The organism is Corynebacterium sp. UMB0012, assembly GCF_030216265.1.
In the GTDB taxonomy this organism is placed as follows: Bacteria; Actinomycetota; Actinomycetes; order Mycobacteriales; family Mycobacteriaceae; genus Corynebacterium.
In genome coordinates this window covers 1-19,292 of the sequence record NZ_JASOKQ010000005.1, presented here as the reverse complement: position 1 = coordinate 19,292, position 19,292 = coordinate 1, and the positions used below count along the sequence as shown (strand labels likewise).

Genomic DNA, 19,292 nt, shown 5'->3' with positions numbered 1-19,292 from the left:
TCTTGGTGACCCACTTGTTGAAAAATCCCTCCGTATCCGCCCTACGCGTTGGCATCTGGCTGATTGCCATTGGCCTGTTCATCGCGCCTTTGGCCCTTGTTGTTTCCCTTGCACTGGGCGGAAACCAAATTCCCATCCTGCTAGAGCAAGGGCTCGGCATCGCTACATGGAATTCGCTATTTACCACGGTGCTGTCGGCTCTCGCTGCCGTCATCATCGGCACCGTTATTGCCATCGCGCTAGACCGCACAGATATCTACGGCTCTTCACTACTGCGCCTATTCCTGCTTTCGCCTCTCTTGGTTCCGCCATTTATCGGAGCGATCGCCTGGATTCAACTCTTCGGCCCGAATCAGGGCCTGAATAGGCTTTTTGAGTTCGAAATATGGAATATCTACGGCGCAGACGGGGTCATTGCGCTGATGACTATCCATTCTTTTCCCACTGCATACGTCATCATTTCTTCAAGCTTGCGCTCCATCTCCCCCGATTTTGAGCTAGCCGCCCGAGTATCTGGCGCTTCCGTGATGACAGTTCTGCGCACGGTCACCCTTCCACTCTTGCGCCCCGCGCTATTATCCGCGTTCACTCTCACAGCAATTGCTAATCTGGCTGATTTCGGCATTCCCGCTATTATCGGCTCGCCGGCTCGGTTCGAAACGCTCGCGACGATGATTTACCGGTTCATTGATTCCGGCACCGTATCCAACCCCCTACAAGTGGTCTCGACCATCGGCGTTGTCCTCTTATTTTTGGGAATCGGCGCAGTCATCATGGACTATCTCACCTCCCTGAAAAACTCGTCTTCTACACATGACTCCGGAAGTCCGGCACGCTTTGCACTGCATTCGGCGCGCTGGCCGGTCACGATCATCATGTGGGTGTGTGGGCTCGCCATTTCCATTGGCCCAATTCTTGGTTTGGCCTACCGTGCATTGCTGCCAGCTCCTGGGGTCCCATTTACCTTAGAAACCATCTCGCTGGCGAACTTTAGCAGCGCTTTATCCAACCCGCGCGTCATCGACGGACTCGGTAATTCCGCATTTCTGTCCTTAACCGCCGCGCTAATCTGCGGGATTCTTGGTTGGGTCATCGGAATCCTAGTGACCCGGATTCAGGCGCGAGGAAATACGCTTTTAACCCTTTCTGCGCTGCTACCGAGCGCGCTGCCTGGGCTCATCATCGGTGTCGCCTGGCTGATTGCCGGGCGCTATACCGGACTGTATAACACCATTTGGATAATCCTTATCGCTTATGTCTGTGCTTTTACCGCACTCGTTGTCCAGGCCGTGCGCGCCCCGCTATTAAGCACCCCGGTCACCGTGGAAGAAGCAGCGCGCATTTCTGGCGCCACGCCGCTTAAGGCGCTATTTACTACCACCGGCGCGATGACCATTCCAGCGGCGATATCCGGTGCGGTGCTCGTAGCGGTGACCGCGATTCGAGAACTTACTATTTCCGTACTCCTCGTCGCACCCGGAACCACAACATTGGGTGTCCAAGTCTTCAACCTGCAACAGGCAGGAAACTATAACCAGGCATCGGCACTCGCCCTGCTCTTTGCGCTGCTCGGCATCATTGCCGTCGCACTGACTATCCGTGCTCCTAAGGTAAGGACTTAATAATGGCGAAAATTGCAGCTTCCCACCTCACGGTCACTTTTCCGGACGGAACCACCGGCCTGCGCGATATCAACCTTTCCATCGAATCTGGGGAACTCATTGCTCTCGTAGGCCCCTCAGGATCCGGTAAGACCACGCTCTTGCGCACCATCGCTGGTTTTATTTCCCCTTCGTCAGGTGAGCTTTACATAGATGGCCGGCAGATGACTGCTATTCCTCCCGAGAAACGCGGCATCGGCATGGTTTTCCAACAGCACGCGATCTGGCCGCACATGTCTGTTAAGGACAATGTTGGCTACCCGTTGCGCCAGGCGAAAGTAGCAAAGCCCGAGCGCGAAGAGCGCATTTCTGAGACTCTAGCTCTAGTGGGCCTGCCAGGATTCGAGGACCGTAATCCGGACAGCCTTTCTGGCGGGCAGCGCCAGCGCGTTGCCCTAGCCCGGGCGATCGTCGCTAATCCCAAGGTTTTGTTACTAGATGAAGCTCTTTCAGCCCTCGATGAACCATTGCGCGATAATTTGCGCCGCGAGCTGGTAGCCCTGACACAAAAGCAACGCCTAACCACGGTGCACGTCACCCACGATCGCGCCGAGGCGCTGGCAATCGCAGATAGAGTCGTGGTTCTAGACGGCGGCGAAATCCAACAAATTGCTACCCCACAACAGCTGCTGGAAAATCCCGCAAGCCCGCTGGTCGCGGAATTTATTGCGGATGCCACGATTGTCCAGGCCGTTATTTCAGGAGACCGTGTCGAGTGCCCCGCCCTTGGCATTTCTTGGCCACTGAGTAAAGTCTCCGTGCGGGGCGAAGGCACTAAGGCCGCCATCTTGCCGCACCACGCAACAATTGTGGAGGAAAACCATCCAGGCGCCACGGTTCCAGCGGTAGTTGACTCCGCCATTTTCGAAGCCGGGCACTACTCCGTTACCGCCTCCCATGGATCGGGAGCCAGATTCCGCACCACCTCGGACGAAAAGCCTTCGATCGGACAATCGGTGCGCATCCGCTTCGCACCGCCCTTGGTTTTTTAGATCACCATCCCGCAGGAACTATGACCAGCTCAGAGATTGCACGGTGCCATCATTTTCTACAGCGGTTGCACCCACCGTCTCAAACATAAAGTTTTACGCCAATGCCGACCACAGCCGACACGGACCGCTGGTTTTAGCAACCATCATTATCACCATGCTCTCGGACGGCAGTGTCGTATAAAGTCTAAACCCGCTTGAACTCTAAGCCATAAGTGAGAACACTAAGCAATCTTCCATTGACCTTAACGGCCTGGAAATATCGGTATACCGCGCCATCAAGCCTGATGACGCCAGCATCTCGCTCGTCCGCCGGGAAGGCTAGTTATCGCTGGAGGAGCACCTCCTGGCGGCCGTTGCAGGGTGTTCCGCGGTGGACGTGGACATCGTGACGTCCCGGCGCGCGGAGCCGGAATCTTTTGAAGTACATGTAGAGGGTGATCGTGTAAGCGAAGATGGAGCATCGCGTCTGTCGGAGGTGCGCGTGGGATTCGATCTATCGTTCCCGGATACGCCGGAGGGCAACCAAGCGCGCAAGCTGGGGGACAACCTGATTCGCATCTCCCACGAGAAGGACTGCACGGTATCGCGCACGGTTGAGAACCCCACGCGGGTGAAGTTCAGCAACGACTCGAAATGGCTACCCTGCGTATTTGCGCGACATGCGGTTTCGCTGCGGGGATAGCTTCGAACCCCTGCTATGGTGCAATTGTTAACTACTGTGACAAATGTGATTACTGCAGGAGCTCAACATGTCACCATCTTTCTCCCGTCGCGGCCTTTTTAAGGCTGGCGCTCTCGCCCTGACCGCAGGTGCTATCGGCGCTGCCGCTCCGAATGCGGCGGCGCTCGGACCGGTGCGCGGCACCATCATTGATTTCTCCGCCGGCGTACCTTCCCCGCAGGCAATTAAGAATGCCGGCCACATGGGTGCGATTCGCTACGTCTCCGATAAGCGCCCCGGCGCCGCGTGGATGACCGGTAAGCCCGTGACCCTCAAGGAGACTAGGGCCAATGCGGCTGCGGGTCTGCCAACTGCGTCGGTGTACCAATTCGGCCGCGCAGAAACCGCCGATTGGAAGCAGGGCGCGGCAGGTGCCGCAGTTCACACACCGAAGGCGATTGCGCTGCACAAGAAGGCAGGCGGCCCCACCAACCGCCCGATCTACATCGCGATCGACGATAACCCCACCCGCGAGCAATACACCCGCCAAATCCGCCCCTACCTGCAGGCGTTTTCCAAGACCCTGGAGCTGGCCGGCTACCAGACGGGCATCTACGGCAACTACAACACTATTGAGTGGGCGATCCAGGATGGCATCGGCAAGTACTTCTGGATGCATGACTGGGGGTCCAACGGCAAGATTCACCCGCGCACCACTATCCACCAGCTGCCGCACGGCAAGCAGCAGACGATTGGCGGCGTCATCGTCGACGTCAATGAGGTCTATGCCGATGACTGGGGCCAGTGGACGCCAGGCAAGTCCGCGGCTCCTGCACCGGCAAAGAAGCCGACCACCAAGAAGCCACAGCCAAAGCCGCAGCCGCAGACCAAGGCCCCGAGCAATGGCTCGTCCGACCTAGTCAATCAGCTGAGCTCACAGCTGCAGAGCAAGCACCCGGAGCTACCGGAGCTGCCGCAGGTCACCGCCAATGGCGTGACCTTTAATGGCAAGACGTTGAGCAACGATCAGATTCGCCAGCTAGCGAAGATCGTCGCAGAGACGGTTGCTAAGGCGCGGTAGTACTACTTCTTAGAGGGCTCGGAGGTTTTCTCCGAGCCCTTCTTTTTATCTGGGGACTTCTTTTTGGACGTGGTGGATTCGCTAGTCGGCTCCTTGGACGTGGACTTATCCTTCTTGTCCTTGCCGGATTTCTCGTCCTTGTCCTTCTTACTGGAGGAAGTAGTAGAGGTCTCCGAGGCGGAAGTCTCGATCGGTGGGACGTCCTCGCCGTCTTTGTACTTGAGGAAGCGCTCGGTGGCCTTGCCCAGATTCTTGCCGGTCACCTCGTCCTTGACGTAGTCGGTGAGGTCATCGGATGAGCCGGTAATGGAGGCGGCGGCGACGAAGTTCTCGCCAAAGGAGACCGAGGAGTTAATGGACTTGTCATTGGACCAGCCCCACTTGCTGCCCACCACGTTGGAGAGCTTGGCGGTGCCGTAATCCTGGCGGTAGCCATCCTCCGAGATGGGATCAGCATGCGCCATGGCTACCAGCACTGGGTGAGTTTCATCGCGCTCAATGAGCTGCGAGATGAAGCTGGCGACGTCATACGTGGAGGTTTGCGAGTAGCCCCATTGCTCGCCCGCCTTGGTGGATTCGAGATTGAATTCATCGGCAATCGTGTCGATGGAATCCGGGTACTTATCAAAGAGGTCTTCGGCGGACTTATCAGAGGAGCTAGCAATCATGTCCAGCGCCTCATATTTGTCCTCGTACTCGCCCTTTTCCATTACGTAGGTGGCGATATAGAGCTTAATGAGGCTGAGCGCCGGGCGAGCCTCGTGCTCTGAGGCAGAGCCCATGTGCATGCCATCGTGTAGGCGGATGTAGGTAACCGAGCGCCCCTCATCACCTTCTAGAAACTCATTGATTTCTGGTGGGACGTCGCGGTTGGTGTCTGGTGCGGCCGAGGGGGCGTCGGCAAGCGCGTCGCTTTCGCGCTCGCTATTGCTGCACGCGGTGGTGGTCAAGGCGAGCATGCATACGGCCAAAGCGGCACCAGCCTTAACTGATGCCGCCTTGCGGGTCACGGACGTTCTAAGCACGTCCAACCACATTACCGGGTGTGTGCACTTTTCAAGCAATTAATGCTGCACGGGTGCCTCCACGCCCACGCCAGTAAGCGAGCGAACCTCCATCTCTGCGGAAAGCTCCTCAAAGTTGTCCGGCTGGGTCATAATGGAGACCAACCAGCCGACAAAGAAGGACAGCGGAATGGAGACCAAGCCCGGCGAGGAAAGCGGGAAGATGGCCCAGTCCGCACCTGGGAACATGGAGCTCTCAGAACCGGAGACTGCCGGGGAGAAGAAGATGAGCACCAGGCAGGACACCACGCCGGTGTACATGGAGGCCACCGCGCCCGCGGTGTTGAAGCGGCGCCAGTACAGGGAGTACAGGATGGTCGGCAGGTTGGCGGAGGCCGCCACCGCAAACGCCAGGGAGACCAGGAAGGCCACGTTCTGGGTCATGGCCAGGATGCCCAAGATGATGGAGACGATGCCGAGAACCACCACGGTGGCCTGGGAGACGCGGACCTGCTCGGCCTCGGTAGACTCGCCGTTGCGGATAACCGCGTGGTAGATATCGTGCGCAATGGACGCAGAGGCGGTAATGGCCAGGCCAGCCACCACGGCGAGCACGGTGGCGAAGGCCACGGCGGAAATAATCGCCATGAAGATGGAGCCGCCGATCTCCATTGCGAGTAGCGGTGCCGCAGCATTGGCCCCGCCCGGCGCGGCGAGGATGCGGTCCGGCCCGACCAGTGCAGCTGCGCCGTAGCCCAGGACCAGGGTCATGAGGTAGAAAGCACCAATAATAACGATCGCCCAGGTAACGGAGCGGCGCGCCTCAGTAGCGGTAGGCACGGTGTAAAAGCGCATCAGCACGTGCGGCAGGCCACCCACGCCGAGCACCAGGGAAATGCCCAGGGAGATAAAGTCCAGCTTGGTGGCAGTGGTGGCGCCGTACTTCAGGCCCGGGGCCATGATGTCCTTGGCCTCGTAGCCCTTCTCTTTAATCTGCTCAGAGGCGGCGTGCATGTCGATGGCGTTATTAAACAGGGTGCTAAAGCCGCCGCGCAGGGCAATGAAGACCAAGAAACACATGATGACCACGCCGGCGACCAGAAGCACGGCCTTAATCATCTGCACGTAGGTGGTGCCCTTCATGCCGCCGACCAGGACGTAGACAATCATGAGCACGCCCACAATGCCCACGACGAGAGCCTGCCACTTGAAGTCGTGGATATCCAGCAGCACGGCCACCAGCGAGCCGGCGCCGGCCATCTGCGCGATGAGGTAGAAAAGCGTGACAAAAAGGGTGGCGATGGACGCCGCCACGCGCACGGGCTTCTGCTTCAGGCGGAAGGATAGGACGTCCGCCATGGTAAAGCGGCCGACGTTACGCATGGGCTCGGCGACGAGCATGAGTGCTACCAGCCAGGCGACGAAGAAGCCCACCGAGTACAAGAAGCCGTCGTAGCCGTTGAGCGCCACCGCGCCGACGATACCTAGGAAGGATGCGGCGGAGAGGTAGTCACCGGAGATCGCCAGGCCGTTCTGGCGTCCGGAGAAGCTGCCGCCACCGGTGTAGAAGTCCGAGGCTTCCTTGGTGGTTTTGCCGGCGCGCAGCACCACCGCCATGGTGACGATGAGGAAGATGGCGAAGATGGAAATATTCAGGATGGGGTTGCCGGCGGAAGACTCGGCGGCAAGGGTGGTGGTAGTCATTAGATGCCCTCCAGTTCTTCACGGATGGCGGCCGACTTCGGCTCGATATTCTTATTGGCGTACTTCACGTAAATCCACGTGATGATGAAGGTGGTGAGGAACTGGGCAAGGCCGAAGACTAGGCCGATGTTCCAGCCGCCGCCGAGCTCGGTTGCCATGAAGTCAGGGGCGAACACGGCGGCAAGAACGTAGACCACGTACCACACGAAGAAGGCCACGGTCATAGGGAAGGTAAAACTCCGGTAGGTGCGGCGCAGCTCGCCGAATTTGGCGGAGTCGCGCATCGCGATGAACTCGCTACCGGTGGGTTCGCGGCGCGAGACAGGAGTTGCAGCTACGTCACTCATAGAGCATCGTCTCCTTGGGTGAGAGGAACTTAGGTCACACGAGATAGTGTGTCACTGCTCACTATCAGCGTTGTCCTGTAAGTTACAGAACATTTTCTGCAAGGTTGTAAACTCTGCCAAGAAAACCTTCCACTCCCCCACCCTTTCAACCCCATAGGCTTCACTGAACTGGAATAACATCTTTAGCAAACTACCCCCGCGGGAAGAATTTTCTACCCCCTGTAAAGATTGTTAACAGCCGCTTGGCAAAAGAAAAAGCCCCCATGAGGGGGCTTCATCTGCGGTTGACGTTACTCTTCGTTGCCTGGGAATTCGCGTGGGTCATTGAACATGCGGCCAAAGCCCTCCTGGCCCTCCAGGGCGTCAATGGCGGATACTTCCTCCGCCGTGAGCTCCAGCTCGGTGGCGGCCAAGTTTTCCTTCAAGCGCTCGGTGCGCGCGGACTTCGGAATGACGGAGATGTCCTTGGACATGAGGTACGACAGTACTACCTGTCCCTCGGTGGACTCGTGGTCAGCAGCAGCCTGCTCGATTGCGGGGTTGTTGAGCACAACGCCACGTGCCAGCGGGGCCCATGCCTCGGTGACGATGTCATTATCGTGATGGAAGGCGCGCAGGCTGGACTGGGTAAAGCCCGGGTGGATCTCCACCTGGTTGAGCACCGGAGAAATGCCGGTGGTGGAAATGAGGTCCTTGAGCACGTCTTCGTAGAAATTGGCCACACCGATGGACGCAATCTGACCCATACCCTGCAGGCGGGCGATAGCCTCAAAGGTCTCGTTGTACAGGCCACCCTGCGGCCACGGCCAGTGAATGAGGTACAGGTCGAGGTAGTCCAGCTGCAGATCCTTTAGCGACTGCTGGAATGCTTCTTCCACCTTGTGCTCACCCTGGTGGGAGTGCCACACCTTGGAGGTAATAAAGAGCTCATCGCGAGTGACATCGCCGGCATCCATAGCCTGCTTCAGGGCGGTGCCTACCGCCTCTTCGTTCTTGTAGAGCGTGGCGGTATCGAAGTGGCGGTAGCCCAAATCGATGGCCTCGCGGATGACGCGGATGCACTCCTCGTCATATAGCTTGTACGTACCCAAGCCCAGCTGGGGCATTTCGCGGTCATCATTGAAAGTTACGGTTGGCACAGTCATGCCCTCCATTGTGCCGCAGTTTTTTCAGCCGCGCCGAAAACGACGACACCCCAGGGCGAACCCTGGGGCTGAGCGCTTTTAGTCGGCGCGGATGAGGTCAATAATAAAGACCAAAGTGCGGCCGGACAGCGGGTGCGCACCACCTGCGGGACCGTAGGCCTTTTCCGGCGGAATGATGAGCTTGCGGCGACCGCCCACCTTCATTCCCGGAATGCCCTCTTGCCAGCCGGCGATGAGACCGGTCAGCGGGAACTCGATGGACTGGCCACGGTCCCACGAGGAATCGAATTCTTGGTTGGTCTCGTATTCAGCGCCGACGTAGTGGACTTCCACTACGGCACCAGGCTGCGCCTCAGCACCGTCGCCGACGACGATGTCTTCTACAACAAGGTCGGTCGGCGCTGGGCCAGACTGGGCTTCAATAACAGGCTTATCCATGGGGATTATTCTCCTTGGGAAATCTAGTTTGTTCGTGCGGTCGCATTAAAAACCGAACCGAGCTGCACCTATTATAGGTGCTACCACCCGATTCGGCTTAATTAGGCAGACCGCGGAGCGCTTTAACGCTCGCTACGCGGGGTGACCTTACGCAGGGACTCGCCGGTGTAAATCTGGCGCGGACGGTTGATCTTGGTGTTGATCTCCAGCTGCTCGCGGTACTGTGCAATCCAGCCTGGCAGGCGGCCGATAGCGAAGAGGACGGTAAAGAAGTCCGTCGGGAAGCCCATGGCGCGGTAGATCAGGCCGGTGTAGAAGTCCACGTTCGGGTAGAGCTTGCGGGAGACGAAGTAGTCGTCATTCAGCGCAATATCTTCCAGCTTCATGGCCAGATCCAGCATTGGGTCGCCGCCCAGGTGCTCGATGATCTCGTGGGCGGTGTCCTTGACGATGGCCGCGCGTGGGTCGTAGTTCTTGTACACGCGGTGGCCAAAGCCCATGAGGCGAACGCCCTTTTCCTTGTTCTTCACGCGGTTCATGAAGTCGGTAGCGTCACCATCGTGGTTGTTCTGGATATCTTCCAGCATCTCCAGAACGGCCTGGTTTGCGCCGCCGTGCAGCGGGCCGGACAGGGCGTTAATGCCGCCGGCGATGGAGACGAACATATTGGCCTGAGCGGAACCAATCATGCGCACGGTGGAGGTGGAGCAGTTCTGCTCGTGGTCAGCGTGCAGGATAAGCAGCTTATCCAGGGCCTTAGCTACAACCGGGTCAACCTCGTACTCCTCGGTGGGGTAGCCGAACATCATGCGCAGGAAGTTCTCGCGGGCGTTCAGGCTATTATCCGGGTACATATAAGGCTTGCCCTGGGAAGCGCGGTAAGCATACGCAGCCAGCATTGGAACCTTAGCCAGCAGGCGGACGGTGGCCTTATCCAGCTGCTCTGGGTCCAGCGGGTTGAGCTGATCCTGGTAGTACGCGGAAAGAATGTTAAGGGAGGAAGCCAGCACGGCCATTGGGTGCGCGTTGCGCGGGAAGATATTGAACGCGGCCTTGAAGTCCTCATCCAACAGGGTGTGGTGGCGGATTTCGCGGTTAAAGTGGCTGAGCTCTTCCTCGTTAGGCAGGTGTCCCTTAATCAGCAGGTAAGAAACCTCATTGAACGTGGCGTTTTCCGCAAGGTCCGCGATATCGTAGCCGCGGTGGCGCAGGATGCCCTCTTCGCCGTTAATGAAGGTGATCTTGGACTCGGTGGAACCGGTGGAGGTATAACCAGGGTCGAAAGTAACGAGTCCGGTCTCGTTACGGAGCTTGGAGATGTCAAAGCCAGAGTCGCCCTCGGTGGACTGCTTGATGTCCATCTCGTACTCGCCGCCTGGGTACTGGAGCACTACCTTGTTGTCTTCAGAAGCCACGGAAGTTCCTTTCTCTATGTGAAGAGTCACTATTAAGCACTAACTTAAAGAAGTTAGCTTGATACCTCTTCACACTTTAGCAAACTTTGTGACGCCGCCTACAAGTTTCGGTCAGCTAAAATAACTGCCGTTCGACCGGAACTGTTCTACACTTGCACGCATGAGCACTCCAGAACTTACGCTGCCCACCGACCTCCTGCCTGCCGACGGCCGCTTTGGCTGCGGCCCCTCCAAGGTTCGCCCCGACCAGCTTGCGGCCATTGACCCCGCAGTCATGGGCACTTCTCACCGCCAGCCGGCAGTGAAGAACCTCGTAGGTTCGGTGCGTGAAGGTTTAAGCGATCTCTTCTCCCTGCCAGAGGGATACGAGATTGTCCTTTCTCTGGGCGGCGCTACTGCCTTCTGGGATGCTGCCACCTTCGGGCTCATTGAACGCCACTCCGCCCACCTCACCTTTGGCGAGTTTTCCACTAAATTTGCCAAGGCCGCCGCGGGTGCACCCTGGCTCGATGCCCCATCCATCGTGGAAGCCCCCGTGGGCACGGCGCCCGACCCACGCGAACTCTCCGCGGAGGCGGACGTCGTCGCTTGGGCACACAATGAAACCTCCACCGGTGCGATGGCAGAAGTCACCCGCCCGCACCCCCGCAATGATCAACAGCTGGTGGTCGTGGACGCCACTTCCGGCGCGGGTGGTCTGCCCGTGCACATCTCCGATACGGATGTCTACTATTTCTCGCCGCAAAAGTGCTTTGCTTCCGACGGCGGCCTGTGGCTCGCCGCCATGTCCCCCGCCGCGCTGGAGCGGATTGAGAAAATCAACGCCTCCGAGCGCTATATTCCCAACTTCCTCAACCTGCAGACAGCAGTAGATAACTCCCGAAAGAACCAGACCTATAACACCCCGGCAATCGCCACCCTGCTCATGCTGGATAACCAGGTCCAGTGGATGAATGCCAACGGCGGCCTGGACGGCATGGTTGAGCGCACTACGGAATCCTCCACCACGCTGTACAACTGGGCCGAATCCCGCCCGGAGACCACTCCCTTCGTCGCGGAGCCTGCGTCCCGCTCGCTCGTGGTGGGCACCATCGACTTCGCAGAGTCCGTCGATGCCGCAGCGCTCGCCGCCACCCTTCGCGCCAACGGCATCCTGGACGTGGAGCCCTACCGCAAGCTGGGCCGTAACCAACTGCGCATCGGCATGTTCCCGGCTATCGATCCGGCCGATATCGCCAAGCTGACCCAATGCATCGACTACGTCTTGGATGCGAAATAACGCCTCACCCCAACATGCCCCGCCGCCTCGCAGGCCGCGGGGCATATTCACGTTATAGTTGAATGCATCACAGATATGTCCGCCGTCGATAGGCAAAAGGAGCGCCCTATTATGCGCGAGCTGTTCCCAGTTGACAGCGAGTCGACCGAAACCTCTTTGGTGCTGCGCACCGAAGACGGCGAAGAGTTTTTCCTCTCCATCACCGATGAGCTGCGTGAGGCCCTGCAGGGCGAGCAGGAGGAAACCCCGGAAGAGGAACCGGCGGCTCCGGCCATCAGCCTGGCCAAGCCCACCAAACCGGAACCGGTGGAAGAGACAAAGATCCGCCCGGCGGAGATCCAAAACCGCATTCGCGCCGGTGCCTCCGCGGCGGAGCTGGCGGAAGAAATGGGCGTGACCGAATCTCGCATCGAGCCCTTCGCCTACCCGGTCATGCTGGAGCGCAACCGCATCGCGGAGATTGCCAAGCAGGCCCACCCCGTCCGCGAGGACGGTCCGGCCAAGCTCACCTTGTGGGAGGTTCTGGCCACCGCCTTTGCCGCCCGTGGACACTCGCTCTCCGAGTCCACCTGGGATGCCTACCGCCACCAGGGCGAAGCCTGGATCGTGCGCGTGACGTGGAAGGCCGGCCTGTCCGAGAACGAGGCCGAGTGGTACTTCAAGCAGTCCATGTCCTCGCCTGCCACGGTGGAAGCGCGTAACTCGGTGGCCGCGGACCTGACGGACCCGGATTTCGTGCAGCCGGTACGCTCGCTGACCTCGCTGGGCAGCGGCCGCTATGACGAAGCTATCGATGGCGACCAGCCCAGCAACGTCACTGACCTCACCGCGCCAACCACCCCTCCGGAAGAGCCGGAGGAAGAGAAGTTCTTGCAGAATCCCTCGCCAGAAGAAAAGCCCGCCAAGCGCCGCCGCAAGGCCGTCACCCCGCATTGGGAGGACGTGCTGCTCGGCGTTCGCTCCAATACCAAGCGCCCTAGGGACTAATCGTGGACATCTCTCACGCAGTACTCACTCTCTGGTACATCTCTCAACCCAATGCGGAAGAGGTGTTGAAAACCGAGCCCAAGGCAGACCGCGGCTTTGGGCGGAAGTTCCTCGCCCAGCTGGACCCGACTTTCCCGGTCACACCGATTGGGCAATTCCCGCTCAACCGCTCCGCGCAGACGGATCCGAACGAGTACTATATCGGCGGCTACCCCGGCATCACTGTGGTGCAAACGGTGTGTGAAGGCGACTCTGTCCTCCTCTCTCAGCTGCCGGACACGCTGCTCAACGCGGTGCCCGCCCAGCGGGTTATCGCGCTGGCAAGCAACGAGAAGGAAGGCTACGCCGGCTTTGCGCTCTGGGAGGGCGGCGAGCTCAAGCGCTGCCTTTGCGCTACCCGCGAGCACCTTTATGAAGACACCGGCTTGCCCGAACCTTTCGAGGCTCCTTATTGGGCGGGCGAAAAATACGAGCCGCTGGGCGGAATCTCCCTGCCTTTCGAGCCGCAGGGCATCATGGAAGCGGCCCAAGAATACTGGCTTGGCATTGAGGTCGGGTACGAGGGCCCTGATCTCGACGTCGTGGGCTACGCGGTCGATGGCCGCCCAGAGCCGAAAATCGACCCGCCGAAGCCCAAGCGGACCGTTGGCGAGCTAGCGGCGCAATCGGCCAATAAGCTGGGGCTCAACGATTACGATGACTACGAGGATCACAACGCCGAGCCGGAATCCACCGGCGAGGAAATTATCTCCACCGCCAAGCACTTGGGCTCGCTCATTGGCAATTGGAGCGCTCAGACGTTTAGGTCGCTCAAGGAGCGCTGGCGCTCATAAAAGGAAATGGCGGCGGCGGTCGCCACATTAAGAGAATCGGTGCCAGGGGCCATCGGTATGCGTGCGCGTATATCGGTGGCCTTCATTGCGTGTTCGGTAAGGCCGGGGCCTTCCGCGCCGACGAGCATCGCCACCTTATCTAGGCCATGCATGGCCTCGGCCAAGTGCACCGCGTGGGGGTTGGGGGTTAAGGAAATGAGGGTAAAGGAGGCGTCGGCAAGCGCCTGCAAGGAACGCTGCCAGGTAGTAAACCCGCCTTCTAAATGGGCAAAGGGCAAGCGCAGCACGTGCCCCATAGACACGCGCACCGAGCGCCGGTAGAGCGGATCCGCGGCACCGGAGCCCAGCAGCACCGCATCCACGCCCATGCCGGCGGCATGGCGGAAGATGGCGCCGATATTTTCATGATCTCCCACGCCCTCGAGCACGGCGATGGTTTTTGCGGTCTCTAGGATCTCGCCCACCTCCGGCTCCGGGGCGCGATCCGCGGCGGCGACCAGCCCGCGGTGCATATCGAAGCCGGCCACCTCCGCTAGGGTCTCGCGAGAGACCTCGTAGATGGGGCACTCGGGTTCGCCATACTCGGAAATATAGGCCTCCACCTTCTTGGGAAAGCCCACAAGGCAGCGCATGGGGAACCGGGATTCGGCCAGCCGGGAGACCACCAGCGGGCCCTCAGCAATGACGAGACCCTCGCCGGACTTATCGGATTTGTTGAGGTTCCGAATATCGTCCAGGCGAGGGTCTGTGGGGTCAGTAATCAGCATGCCCTTAGGCTAGCCGATGGCATTGGAAATCGGATCCATGCCAAAGAAAATCACGAAGAGGCCAGCCAAGAGCCACATGATCCAGTGCACGTCCTTGGCCTTGCCGGCGAAGGTGGACATGAGCGCGAAGGAGATGAAGCCCACGCCGATGCCGTTGGCAATGGAATAGGTAAACGGCATGATCACGATGGTGAGGAAGGCGGGGATGGCGATCTCCATCTTGGTCCAGCGGATCTCGGTCAGCTGCGCGGCCATCATCACGCCGACGATGACCAGCACCGGGGAGGCCGCCTCGATGGGCACGATTTCATACAGCGGCGTCAAGAACATCGCGGCGAGGAACAGCACACCGGTCATGAGGTTGGCCAGGCCGGTGCGGGCGCCATCGGCAATGCCGGCGGAGGAATCCGCAAAGACGGTATTGGAAGAAGCAGAGCCCAGGCCGCCGGCCACGGCGCCGAAGCCTTCGACGACGAGGGCCTTCTTCATGTCGGGGAGGTTGCCGTCGGCGTCGACAAGCTTGCCTTGCTTGCCCAGGCCGGTCATGGTGCCCATCGCATCAAAGAAGTTGGTCAGCAATAGAGTGAAAATCAGCAGCACCGTGGAGACCACGCCGATCTTGGTAAAGGCGCCCACCAGGTTCACATCGCCCACGATGGACAGATCCGGAATGCCGCCGAGCGCCTCCGGCTTCACGGGCGCGGCCATGCCCCAATCCTCGGAGCCGGTAAACGCCTGGATAATAAACGCGATGATAGTGGTGAGCACGATGGCGATGAAGAGCCCGCCCGGCACGTTCCGGATGACCATGAAGGAACAGATAATGAGGCCGATGACAAAGACCAGCGCCGGCCAGGTAGAAATCGAACCATTGATGCCCAGCCCCACCGGTACGGTGGTATTCGCAGCGTCCGGCACGCGGGTGACAAAGCCGCCATCCACGAGGCCGATCATGGCGATGAACATGCCGATGCCCACGCCCATCGCCGCCTTCATGGACTGCGGGATGGCGTCAAAGACGGCGGTGCGGAAACCGGAGATGGCCAGCAGGACGATGATGATGCCCTCGATGACCACCAGGCCCATGGATTCTTGCCAGGTCAGCCCGCTGGTGGCGACCATGCTCACGCCCACAAAGGTATTCATGCCGAGGCCGGCGGCCATGGCGAAGGGATACTTGGCAATGGCGCCGAAGAGGATGGACATGACGCCGGCGACCAGCGCGGTGGCGGCGGCGACCTGTGGCACGCCCAGCGCGTAGCCTTCCGCGTCCTCGGTAGTACCGAGGATGAGCGGGTTCAAGAGGATGATATAGGCCATGGCGAAGAACGAGACCGTTCCCGCGCGTAGCTCGGTTCCGATGGAGGAACCACGTTCAGAGATATGGAAATAGCGATCGAGAGTGGCTTTCAACGCCTGCGCCTTTCACGTACAGCGAGTCTTACGCCATAAGTGTGCTGCCTTAATCCTCGATTTCAAAATCCTGGAAGATGGGCTTTTCATCATCGAAGGCCACTTCCGGGGTCTTTTCTTCCCGCACGCGCGTCTGCGAATGCGCACCGCAGCCATAGCGCGAGTGCACCACCCGGCCGTCCGCCGAGTACTCATTGGCGCAGACGCCGTAATTGTCCATCAGCTGCACATAAAACGCACAGGTGCGGCATTGCAGGCGCGCCTTGGCCGCCATATCCGTATTTGGGCCGAACTCCGTGCGCCAGCGCTTCTTGGCGTCTTCCAGGCCGGACGTGGATAGGTTATCCCCGTCCAGGCGGGAATCATCTACGGCCGGTGGCATCAGGTCTCCGGGGCCGAGGTCACCGGGGCGCACGCGGTCCTCATAGGGCACCCATTCCGGCGGCTGCAGGGCCTCCCCGCCCGGCACCAGCGCTACCTCATTGACGGTGACGTAGCGCGATCCCTCCGCGCAGGCGAGCACCGCCTGCCATTCCCAGCCGGGGTATCCAGGCATTTCTGCTTCAAATCGGTGGGTAGCAACGTTTCGGCCCATCCCGGCGACGCCGATATGCTTGCCGACGCCCCCTTCCCCCACCTCATCCAACGCCTCGCGCGCGATGCGCACGGCGCGGGAATCGATCAACGGATTTGCTTTTCGCTTACTCACGCCCCTCATTATTCATTATGGAGCGCACCCGGTGGTACATATGGTGCATGTCGTTTCTTTCCCGCGCCGCCTGCATTCTCCTCCCCTGCACGCTCGTTGCCTGTTCCTCTACCCCAGCTGAACCCGAAGTAGAACACCTCTCCGTCGAGGTTCTCGGCACCGCTTCCCTGCCGCCCAATTCCTTTACGCAGGGCCTCGAAACCGATCCGGACGGCAACCTGCTCCTGGGCACCGGCCAATGGGGAGAATCCCGCCTGGAGCGCTTCTCCCCCGAAACCGGCGAAACCTTGGCCGAAACACGCCTGGATAGCCGCTACTTTGGCGAGGGCATCACCCAAACCGGCGATTCCATCTGGCAGCTGACCTGGAAGTCCGGCCAAGCCCTGAAATACGACCACGACCTGCGCCAAATAGATACCGCCACCTACTCGGGCGAGGGCTGGGGCCTGTGCAATACCGGCGAGGATCTCCTCCTGTCCGATGGCTCTGCGACCCTGCGGCACATGGACCCAGAGACCTTCGCGGAGCGCTCCACTACCGACGTCACCCTAGAGGGAAAGCCCCTCGAAGACATCAATGAACTCGAGTGCGTAGGCGACGCCGTCTACGCCAATGTCTGGATGGATGACAATATCTACCGCATCGATCCCTCCACCGGCCGCGTGACCGCCGTAATCTCTACCGACGCGATTGATAAGTCTCGCTATACCAACCCCGATGATGTCCTCAACGGCATCGCACACATCACAGACGATGAGTTCTGGCTTACCGGCAAGCGGTGGGAAGAACTCTTCCACGTTCGAGTAAGGTAAAGGCCCATGGCAACCCGTAAGGAAGCAAGGAAAAAGTCGCTGCTGCAGATCTTGGCCCTCATCGTGGTCGTGGCGGTCATCGTCGCCGCCGTAGTGATCTTCCAAAATTGGTGGAACCAGCGCCCGGGTCCCGATCCCCGCGACATCAAGGTCACCGCCTCCGTGGGCGATAAGTCCATCGACGTCGCCCCGTACATTACATGCGAGCCCGGCACCGAGTGCCCGGAAGGCGAGGTCCCGAACCTCACCGTGGGCGATGATGACACCCTCAAGCTCGATATTCCCGAAGAAATCTCCGACCACGAGTGGAAGATTCTTTCCATCTACGATGACCCCGCCGCCAACGATGAAACCGCACACGGCGCAAACGAGACCACCGAGGTATCGATCCCCGGCTCGGTAGACCCCATCAAGGCCTCTACCGGCAAGCGCCCCCGCCTCAAGGTGGTGGAGATTTCCTCCATGATGATCGGCACCGATGACAACGGTGACGAAACCCCCTTGGCCACCGTGTGGTCACTGACCACGATGACCGATAAAGAACGAGAAGCCTCCGCGGAGGAATCCACGAAGGCTTCTGATTAGCTATCCAAATCCTTCGCGATAGCGCGGAGGATTTCTGCTACCTGGCGCCCAGTCTTTCGCTCCGGGTAGCGGCCGGAATTGAGCACCGGCTGAATCTGCGACTCCAGCAAGGTCATTACGTCAGAGACCATGCTGCCGAGCTCTTCCGGCTTGCGGGCCGGCGTGCGGCGACGCGGCTTATCCAATACCTTGACCCGCAGCGCCTGCGGACCGCGGCGCCCGGCCGCGAAATCGAAGTCGATGCGCTGGCCGGGGAACAGTTCCTCTACTCCCTTGGGCAGCACGTTGCGGCCAACATAGACGTCTTCATCGCCCGGGTTGCTGACGAAACCGAAACCTTTCTCGGCGTCATACCACTTCACTTTGCCAATAGGCATAGGTACCCACCTCTTCTCTAGGGGAAAATCTATATTTTAGCCGCCTGGTCAAAACAACAGAAGTCGCGCACTCTAATGCGACACACCCGCTCTACATGACACAGATCACACATTGGCGCCCACCTGCGGAGATAGCCCTTCACTCACCACATTTGTCTCATTTCTTTCCCATTTAGTGCCCATAACGTGACACTTTCGTTATAAACCGCTACGCTGTCCCCCAGACACTTAAAAGCCGTTAAGAAAGTTGCCCTCGCCCGCCCTTTCTTTTTGGTACATAATTTTTGCACTTAATGCGGGCACACAGAGAGGACTAACTACATGGGACGCCACTCCGCTAAGAACCGTATGGCCGCTAAGTTCACCGCCGGCACCGTCGCTTTCGGCGCCGCCGCTGCCATCATGGCACCGACCGCATCCGCTGCCCCAGATTCCGACTGGGACCGTCTGGCACAGTGCGAGGCCGGCGGCAACTGGCACATCAACACCGGCAACGGCTTCTACGGCGGACTGCAGTTCAACCCGCAGACCTGGCAGGCTAATGGTGGCGGCGAGTTCGCCGCTACCGCCGATCAGGCTTCCCGCGAGCAGCAGATTGTCGTCGCTGAGCGCGTGCTTGCTTCCCAGGGCTGGGGCGCATGGCCGGCTTGCTCCGCTTCCCTCGGCCTGAACTCCGCTCCGACCCAGCGCACTGCTCCGTCCGCTGCCCCTAAGGCTCCGGCCCAGGCACCGGCTCCGGTAAAGCAGGCTGCCGCTCAGAAGTCCGACGAGCTGGCTGTTGATGCTCTGTACAACACCATCAAGAATGCCGCTAACTCCTACGGCCTGGCACTGCCTGCGCAGTTCACCGAGCTGTACAAGGCTAACCGCCACGACTTCAACAACTTCTACTCTGCCAACCGCAACGTCATCGACCCGATTGCGCAGATGATTGAGAACATCACTCGCTAAGACATAGCGATAAAGGACCCTTTGCAAATGCAAAGGGTCCTCTTGATTTCTAGCGGTCGTGGAAACACCTGACATGGGTTAGGTGATTGTGTGGAGTCGAAATGGGTTCCGGATTCTGCTGTTGTGGCGCG

Annotated in this window: 20 protein-coding genes; 10 read left to right on the top strand and 10 right to left on the bottom strand. The window is 59.5% G+C overall.

Annotation, left to right across the window (positions count from 1 at the left end):
- Window positions 1–14: 14 nt before the first annotated feature.
- The 4 genes from QP324_RS03625 (at window position 15) to QP324_RS03610 (ending at window position 4,395) form a co-directional block, all read left to right on the top strand.
- The gene (locus QP324_RS03625; RefSeq protein WP_284814522.1) at window positions 15–1,622 is read left to right on the top strand and encodes an iron ABC transporter permease; all 1,608 of its coding nucleotides are present in this window, start codon (window positions 15–17) and stop codon (window positions 1,620–1,622) included.
- Between the two features lie 2 nt (window positions 1,623–1,624).
- Window positions 1,625–2,653, top strand: a complete 1,029-nt coding sequence (locus QP324_RS03620; protein ID WP_284814521.1) for an ABC transporter ATP-binding protein — start codon at window positions 1,625–1,627, stop codon at window positions 2,651–2,653.
- Between the two features lie 328 nt (window positions 2,654–2,981).
- Entirely contained in the window at window positions 2,982–3,335 is a 354-nt protein-coding gene (locus QP324_RS03615; RefSeq protein WP_336620582.1) for an OsmC family protein, read from the top strand.
- Between the two features lie 67 nt (window positions 3,336–3,402).
- Entirely contained in the window at window positions 3,403–4,395 is a 993-nt protein-coding gene (locus QP324_RS03610; protein ID WP_284814519.1) for a DUF1906 domain-containing protein, read from the top strand.
- Window positions 4,396–4,397: 2 nt separating this feature from the next.
- On the opposite strand, the gene QP324_RS03605 is transcribed toward QP324_RS03610, so the two are convergent.
- The 6 genes from QP324_RS03605 to QP324_RS03580 all read right to left on the bottom strand — a co-directional run bounded on the left by QP324_RS03605 (window position 4,398) and on the right by QP324_RS03580 (window position 10,448).
- Window positions 4,398–5,420 (bottom strand): hypothetical protein, encoded by a 1,023-nt coding sequence (locus QP324_RS03605; protein ID WP_284814517.1) that lies wholly within the window; start codon window positions 5,418–5,420, stop codon window positions 4,398–4,400.
- Between the two features lie 39 nt (window positions 5,421–5,459).
- A complete protein-coding gene (locus QP324_RS03600; RefSeq protein WP_284814515.1) occupies window positions 5,460–7,103 on the bottom strand; it encodes a cation acetate symporter in 1,644 nt (547 codons plus the stop codon).
- Window positions 7,103–7,450, bottom strand: a complete 348-nt coding sequence (locus tag QP324_RS03595) for a DUF485 domain-containing protein (RefSeq protein WP_239279186.1) — start codon at window positions 7,448–7,450, stop codon at window positions 7,103–7,105. The genes QP324_RS03600 and QP324_RS03595 overlap by 1 nt, the downstream gene beginning before the upstream one ends.
- A 290-nt stretch (window positions 7,451–7,740) precedes the next feature.
- On the bottom strand, window positions 7,741–8,604 hold the full coding sequence (locus QP324_RS03590; RefSeq protein WP_284814513.1) for an aldo/keto reductase: 864 nt from the start codon (window positions 8,602–8,604) through the stop codon (window positions 7,741–7,743).
- Between the two features lie 69 nt (window positions 8,605–8,673).
- Window positions 8,674–9,033 carry an FKBP-type peptidyl-prolyl cis-trans isomerase gene (locus QP324_RS03585; RefSeq protein ID WP_005323855.1) on the bottom strand — a complete coding sequence of 120 codons (360 nt, stop codon included), beginning with the start codon at window positions 9,031–9,033 and terminating at the stop codon, window positions 8,674–8,676.
- A gap of 122 nt (window positions 9,034–9,155) precedes the next feature.
- Window positions 9,156–10,448, bottom strand: coding sequence for a citrate synthase (locus tag QP324_RS03580; RefSeq protein ID WP_040425095.1), 1,293 nt, complete (start codon window positions 10,446–10,448; stop codon window positions 9,156–9,158).
- 160 nt (window positions 10,449–10,608) lie between these two features.
- Here QP324_RS03580 and serC point away from each other — a divergent pair, with 160 nt between their 5' ends.
- The 3 genes from serC to QP324_RS03565 all read left to right on the top strand — a co-directional run bounded on the left by serC (window position 10,609) and on the right by QP324_RS03565 (window position 13,547).
- The gene (gene serC, locus QP324_RS03575; protein ID WP_284814511.1) at window positions 10,609–11,727 is read left to right on the top strand and encodes a phosphoserine transaminase; all 1,119 of its coding nucleotides are present in this window, start codon (window positions 10,609–10,611) and stop codon (window positions 11,725–11,727) included.
- A gap of 111 nt (window positions 11,728–11,838) precedes the next feature.
- Window positions 11,839–12,714 (top strand): septation protein SepH, encoded by an 876-nt coding sequence (gene sepH, locus QP324_RS03570; protein WP_284814509.1) that lies wholly within the window; start codon window positions 11,839–11,841, stop codon window positions 12,712–12,714.
- A gap of 2 nt (window positions 12,715–12,716) precedes the next feature.
- Complete coding sequence (locus tag QP324_RS03565) at window positions 12,717–13,547, top strand: hypothetical protein (protein WP_284814508.1); 831 nt, start codon at window positions 12,717–12,719, stop codon at window positions 13,545–13,547.
- On the opposite strand, the gene QP324_RS03560 is transcribed toward QP324_RS03565, so the two are convergent.
- The 3 genes from QP324_RS03560 to QP324_RS03550 are packed head-to-tail and all read right to left on the bottom strand — an operon-like array spanning window position 13,508 to window position 16,445.
- Window positions 13,508–14,314, bottom strand: coding sequence for an RNA methyltransferase (locus QP324_RS03560; protein WP_239279176.1), 807 nt, complete (start codon window positions 14,312–14,314; stop codon window positions 13,508–13,510). The genes QP324_RS03565 and QP324_RS03560 overlap by 40 nt on opposite strands.
- A gap of 9 nt (window positions 14,315–14,323) precedes the next feature.
- Window positions 14,324–15,727 carry an NCS2 family permease gene (locus QP324_RS03555; RefSeq protein ID WP_284814506.1) on the bottom strand — a complete coding sequence of 468 codons (1,404 nt, stop codon included), beginning with the start codon at window positions 15,725–15,727 and terminating at the stop codon, window positions 14,324–14,326.
- A gap of 49 nt (window positions 15,728–15,776) precedes the next feature.
- A complete protein-coding gene (locus tag QP324_RS03550; RefSeq protein ID WP_284769405.1) occupies window positions 15,777–16,445 on the bottom strand; it encodes a DUF3027 domain-containing protein in 669 nt (222 codons plus the stop codon).
- 38 nt (window positions 16,446–16,483) lie between these two features.
- On the opposite strand from QP324_RS03550, the gene QP324_RS03545 reads away from it, so the two are divergent.
- Both QP324_RS03545 and QP324_RS03540 read left to right on the top strand, forming a co-directional pair.
- On the top strand, window positions 16,484–17,248 hold the full coding sequence (locus QP324_RS03545; protein WP_284814505.1) for a glutaminyl-peptide cyclotransferase: 765 nt from the start codon (window positions 16,484–16,486) through the stop codon (window positions 17,246–17,248).
- A gap of 6 nt (window positions 17,249–17,254) precedes the next feature.
- Window positions 17,255–17,833 (top strand): DUF2771 domain-containing protein, encoded by a 579-nt coding sequence (locus QP324_RS03540; protein WP_284814502.1) that lies wholly within the window; start codon window positions 17,255–17,257, stop codon window positions 17,831–17,833.
- On the opposite strand, the gene QP324_RS03535 is transcribed toward QP324_RS03540, so the two are convergent.
- The gene (locus QP324_RS03535) at window positions 17,830–18,210 is read right to left on the bottom strand and encodes a cold-shock protein (protein WP_005323875.1); all 381 of its coding nucleotides are present in this window, start codon (window positions 18,208–18,210) and stop codon (window positions 17,830–17,832) included. The two genes, QP324_RS03540 and QP324_RS03535, sit on opposite strands and share 4 nt — an antisense overlap.
- A 321-nt stretch (window positions 18,211–18,531) precedes the next feature.
- On the opposite strand from QP324_RS03535, the gene QP324_RS03530 reads away from it, so the two are divergent.
- Window positions 18,532–19,161 carry a resuscitation-promoting factor Rpf1 domain-containing protein gene (locus QP324_RS03530; protein ID WP_284814500.1) on the top strand — a complete coding sequence of 210 codons (630 nt, stop codon included), beginning with the start codon at window positions 18,532–18,534 and terminating at the stop codon, window positions 19,159–19,161.
- Window positions 19,162–19,292: the final 131 nt, after the last annotated feature.

Coding starts and splice junctions, on each gene's coding strand:
- QP324_RS03620 (WP_284814521.1), top strand. CDS start 1,625: ATGGCGAAAATTGCAGCTTCCCACCTCACGGTCACTTTTCCGGACGGA.
- QP324_RS03610 (WP_284814519.1), top strand. CDS start 3,403: ATGTCACCATCTTTCTCCCGTCGCGGCCTTTTTAAGGCTGGCGCTCTC.
- QP324_RS03600 (WP_284814515.1), bottom strand. CDS start 7,103: ATGACTACCACCACCCTTGCCGCCGAGTCTTCCGCCGGCAACCCCATC.
- QP324_RS03595 (WP_239279186.1), bottom strand. CDS start 7,450: ATGAGTGACGTAGCTGCAACTCCTGTCTCGCGCCGCGAACCCACCGGT.
- QP324_RS03590 (WP_284814513.1), bottom strand. CDS start 8,604: ATGGAGGGCATGACTGTGCCAACCGTAACTTTCAATGATGACCGCGAA.
- QP324_RS03585 (WP_005323855.1), bottom strand. CDS start 9,033: ATGGATAAGCCTGTTATTGAAGCCCAGTCTGGCCCAGCGCCGACCGAC.
- serC (WP_284814511.1), top strand. CDS start 10,609: ATGAGCACTCCAGAACTTACGCTGCCCACCGACCTCCTGCCTGCCGAC.
- sepH (WP_284814509.1), top strand. CDS start 11,839: ATGCGCGAGCTGTTCCCAGTTGACAGCGAGTCGACCGAAACCTCTTTG.
- QP324_RS03560 (WP_239279176.1), bottom strand. CDS start 14,314: ATGCTGATTACTGACCCCACAGACCCTCGCCTGGACGATATTCGGAAC.
- QP324_RS03550 (WP_284769405.1), bottom strand. CDS start 16,445: ATGAGGGGCGTGAGTAAGCGAAAAGCAAATCCGTTGATCGATTCCCGC.
- QP324_RS03545 (WP_284814505.1), top strand. CDS start 16,484: ATGTCGTTTCTTTCCCGCGCCGCCTGCATTCTCCTCCCCTGCACGCTC.
- QP324_RS03540 (WP_284814502.1), top strand. CDS start 17,255: ATGGCAACCCGTAAGGAAGCAAGGAAAAAGTCGCTGCTGCAGATCTTG.
- QP324_RS03535 (WP_005323875.1), bottom strand. CDS start 18,210: ATGCCTATTGGCAAAGTGAAGTGGTATGACGCCGAGAAAGGTTTCGGT.
- QP324_RS03530 (WP_284814500.1), top strand. CDS start 18,532: ATGGGACGCCACTCCGCTAAGAACCGTATGGCCGCTAAGTTCACCGCC.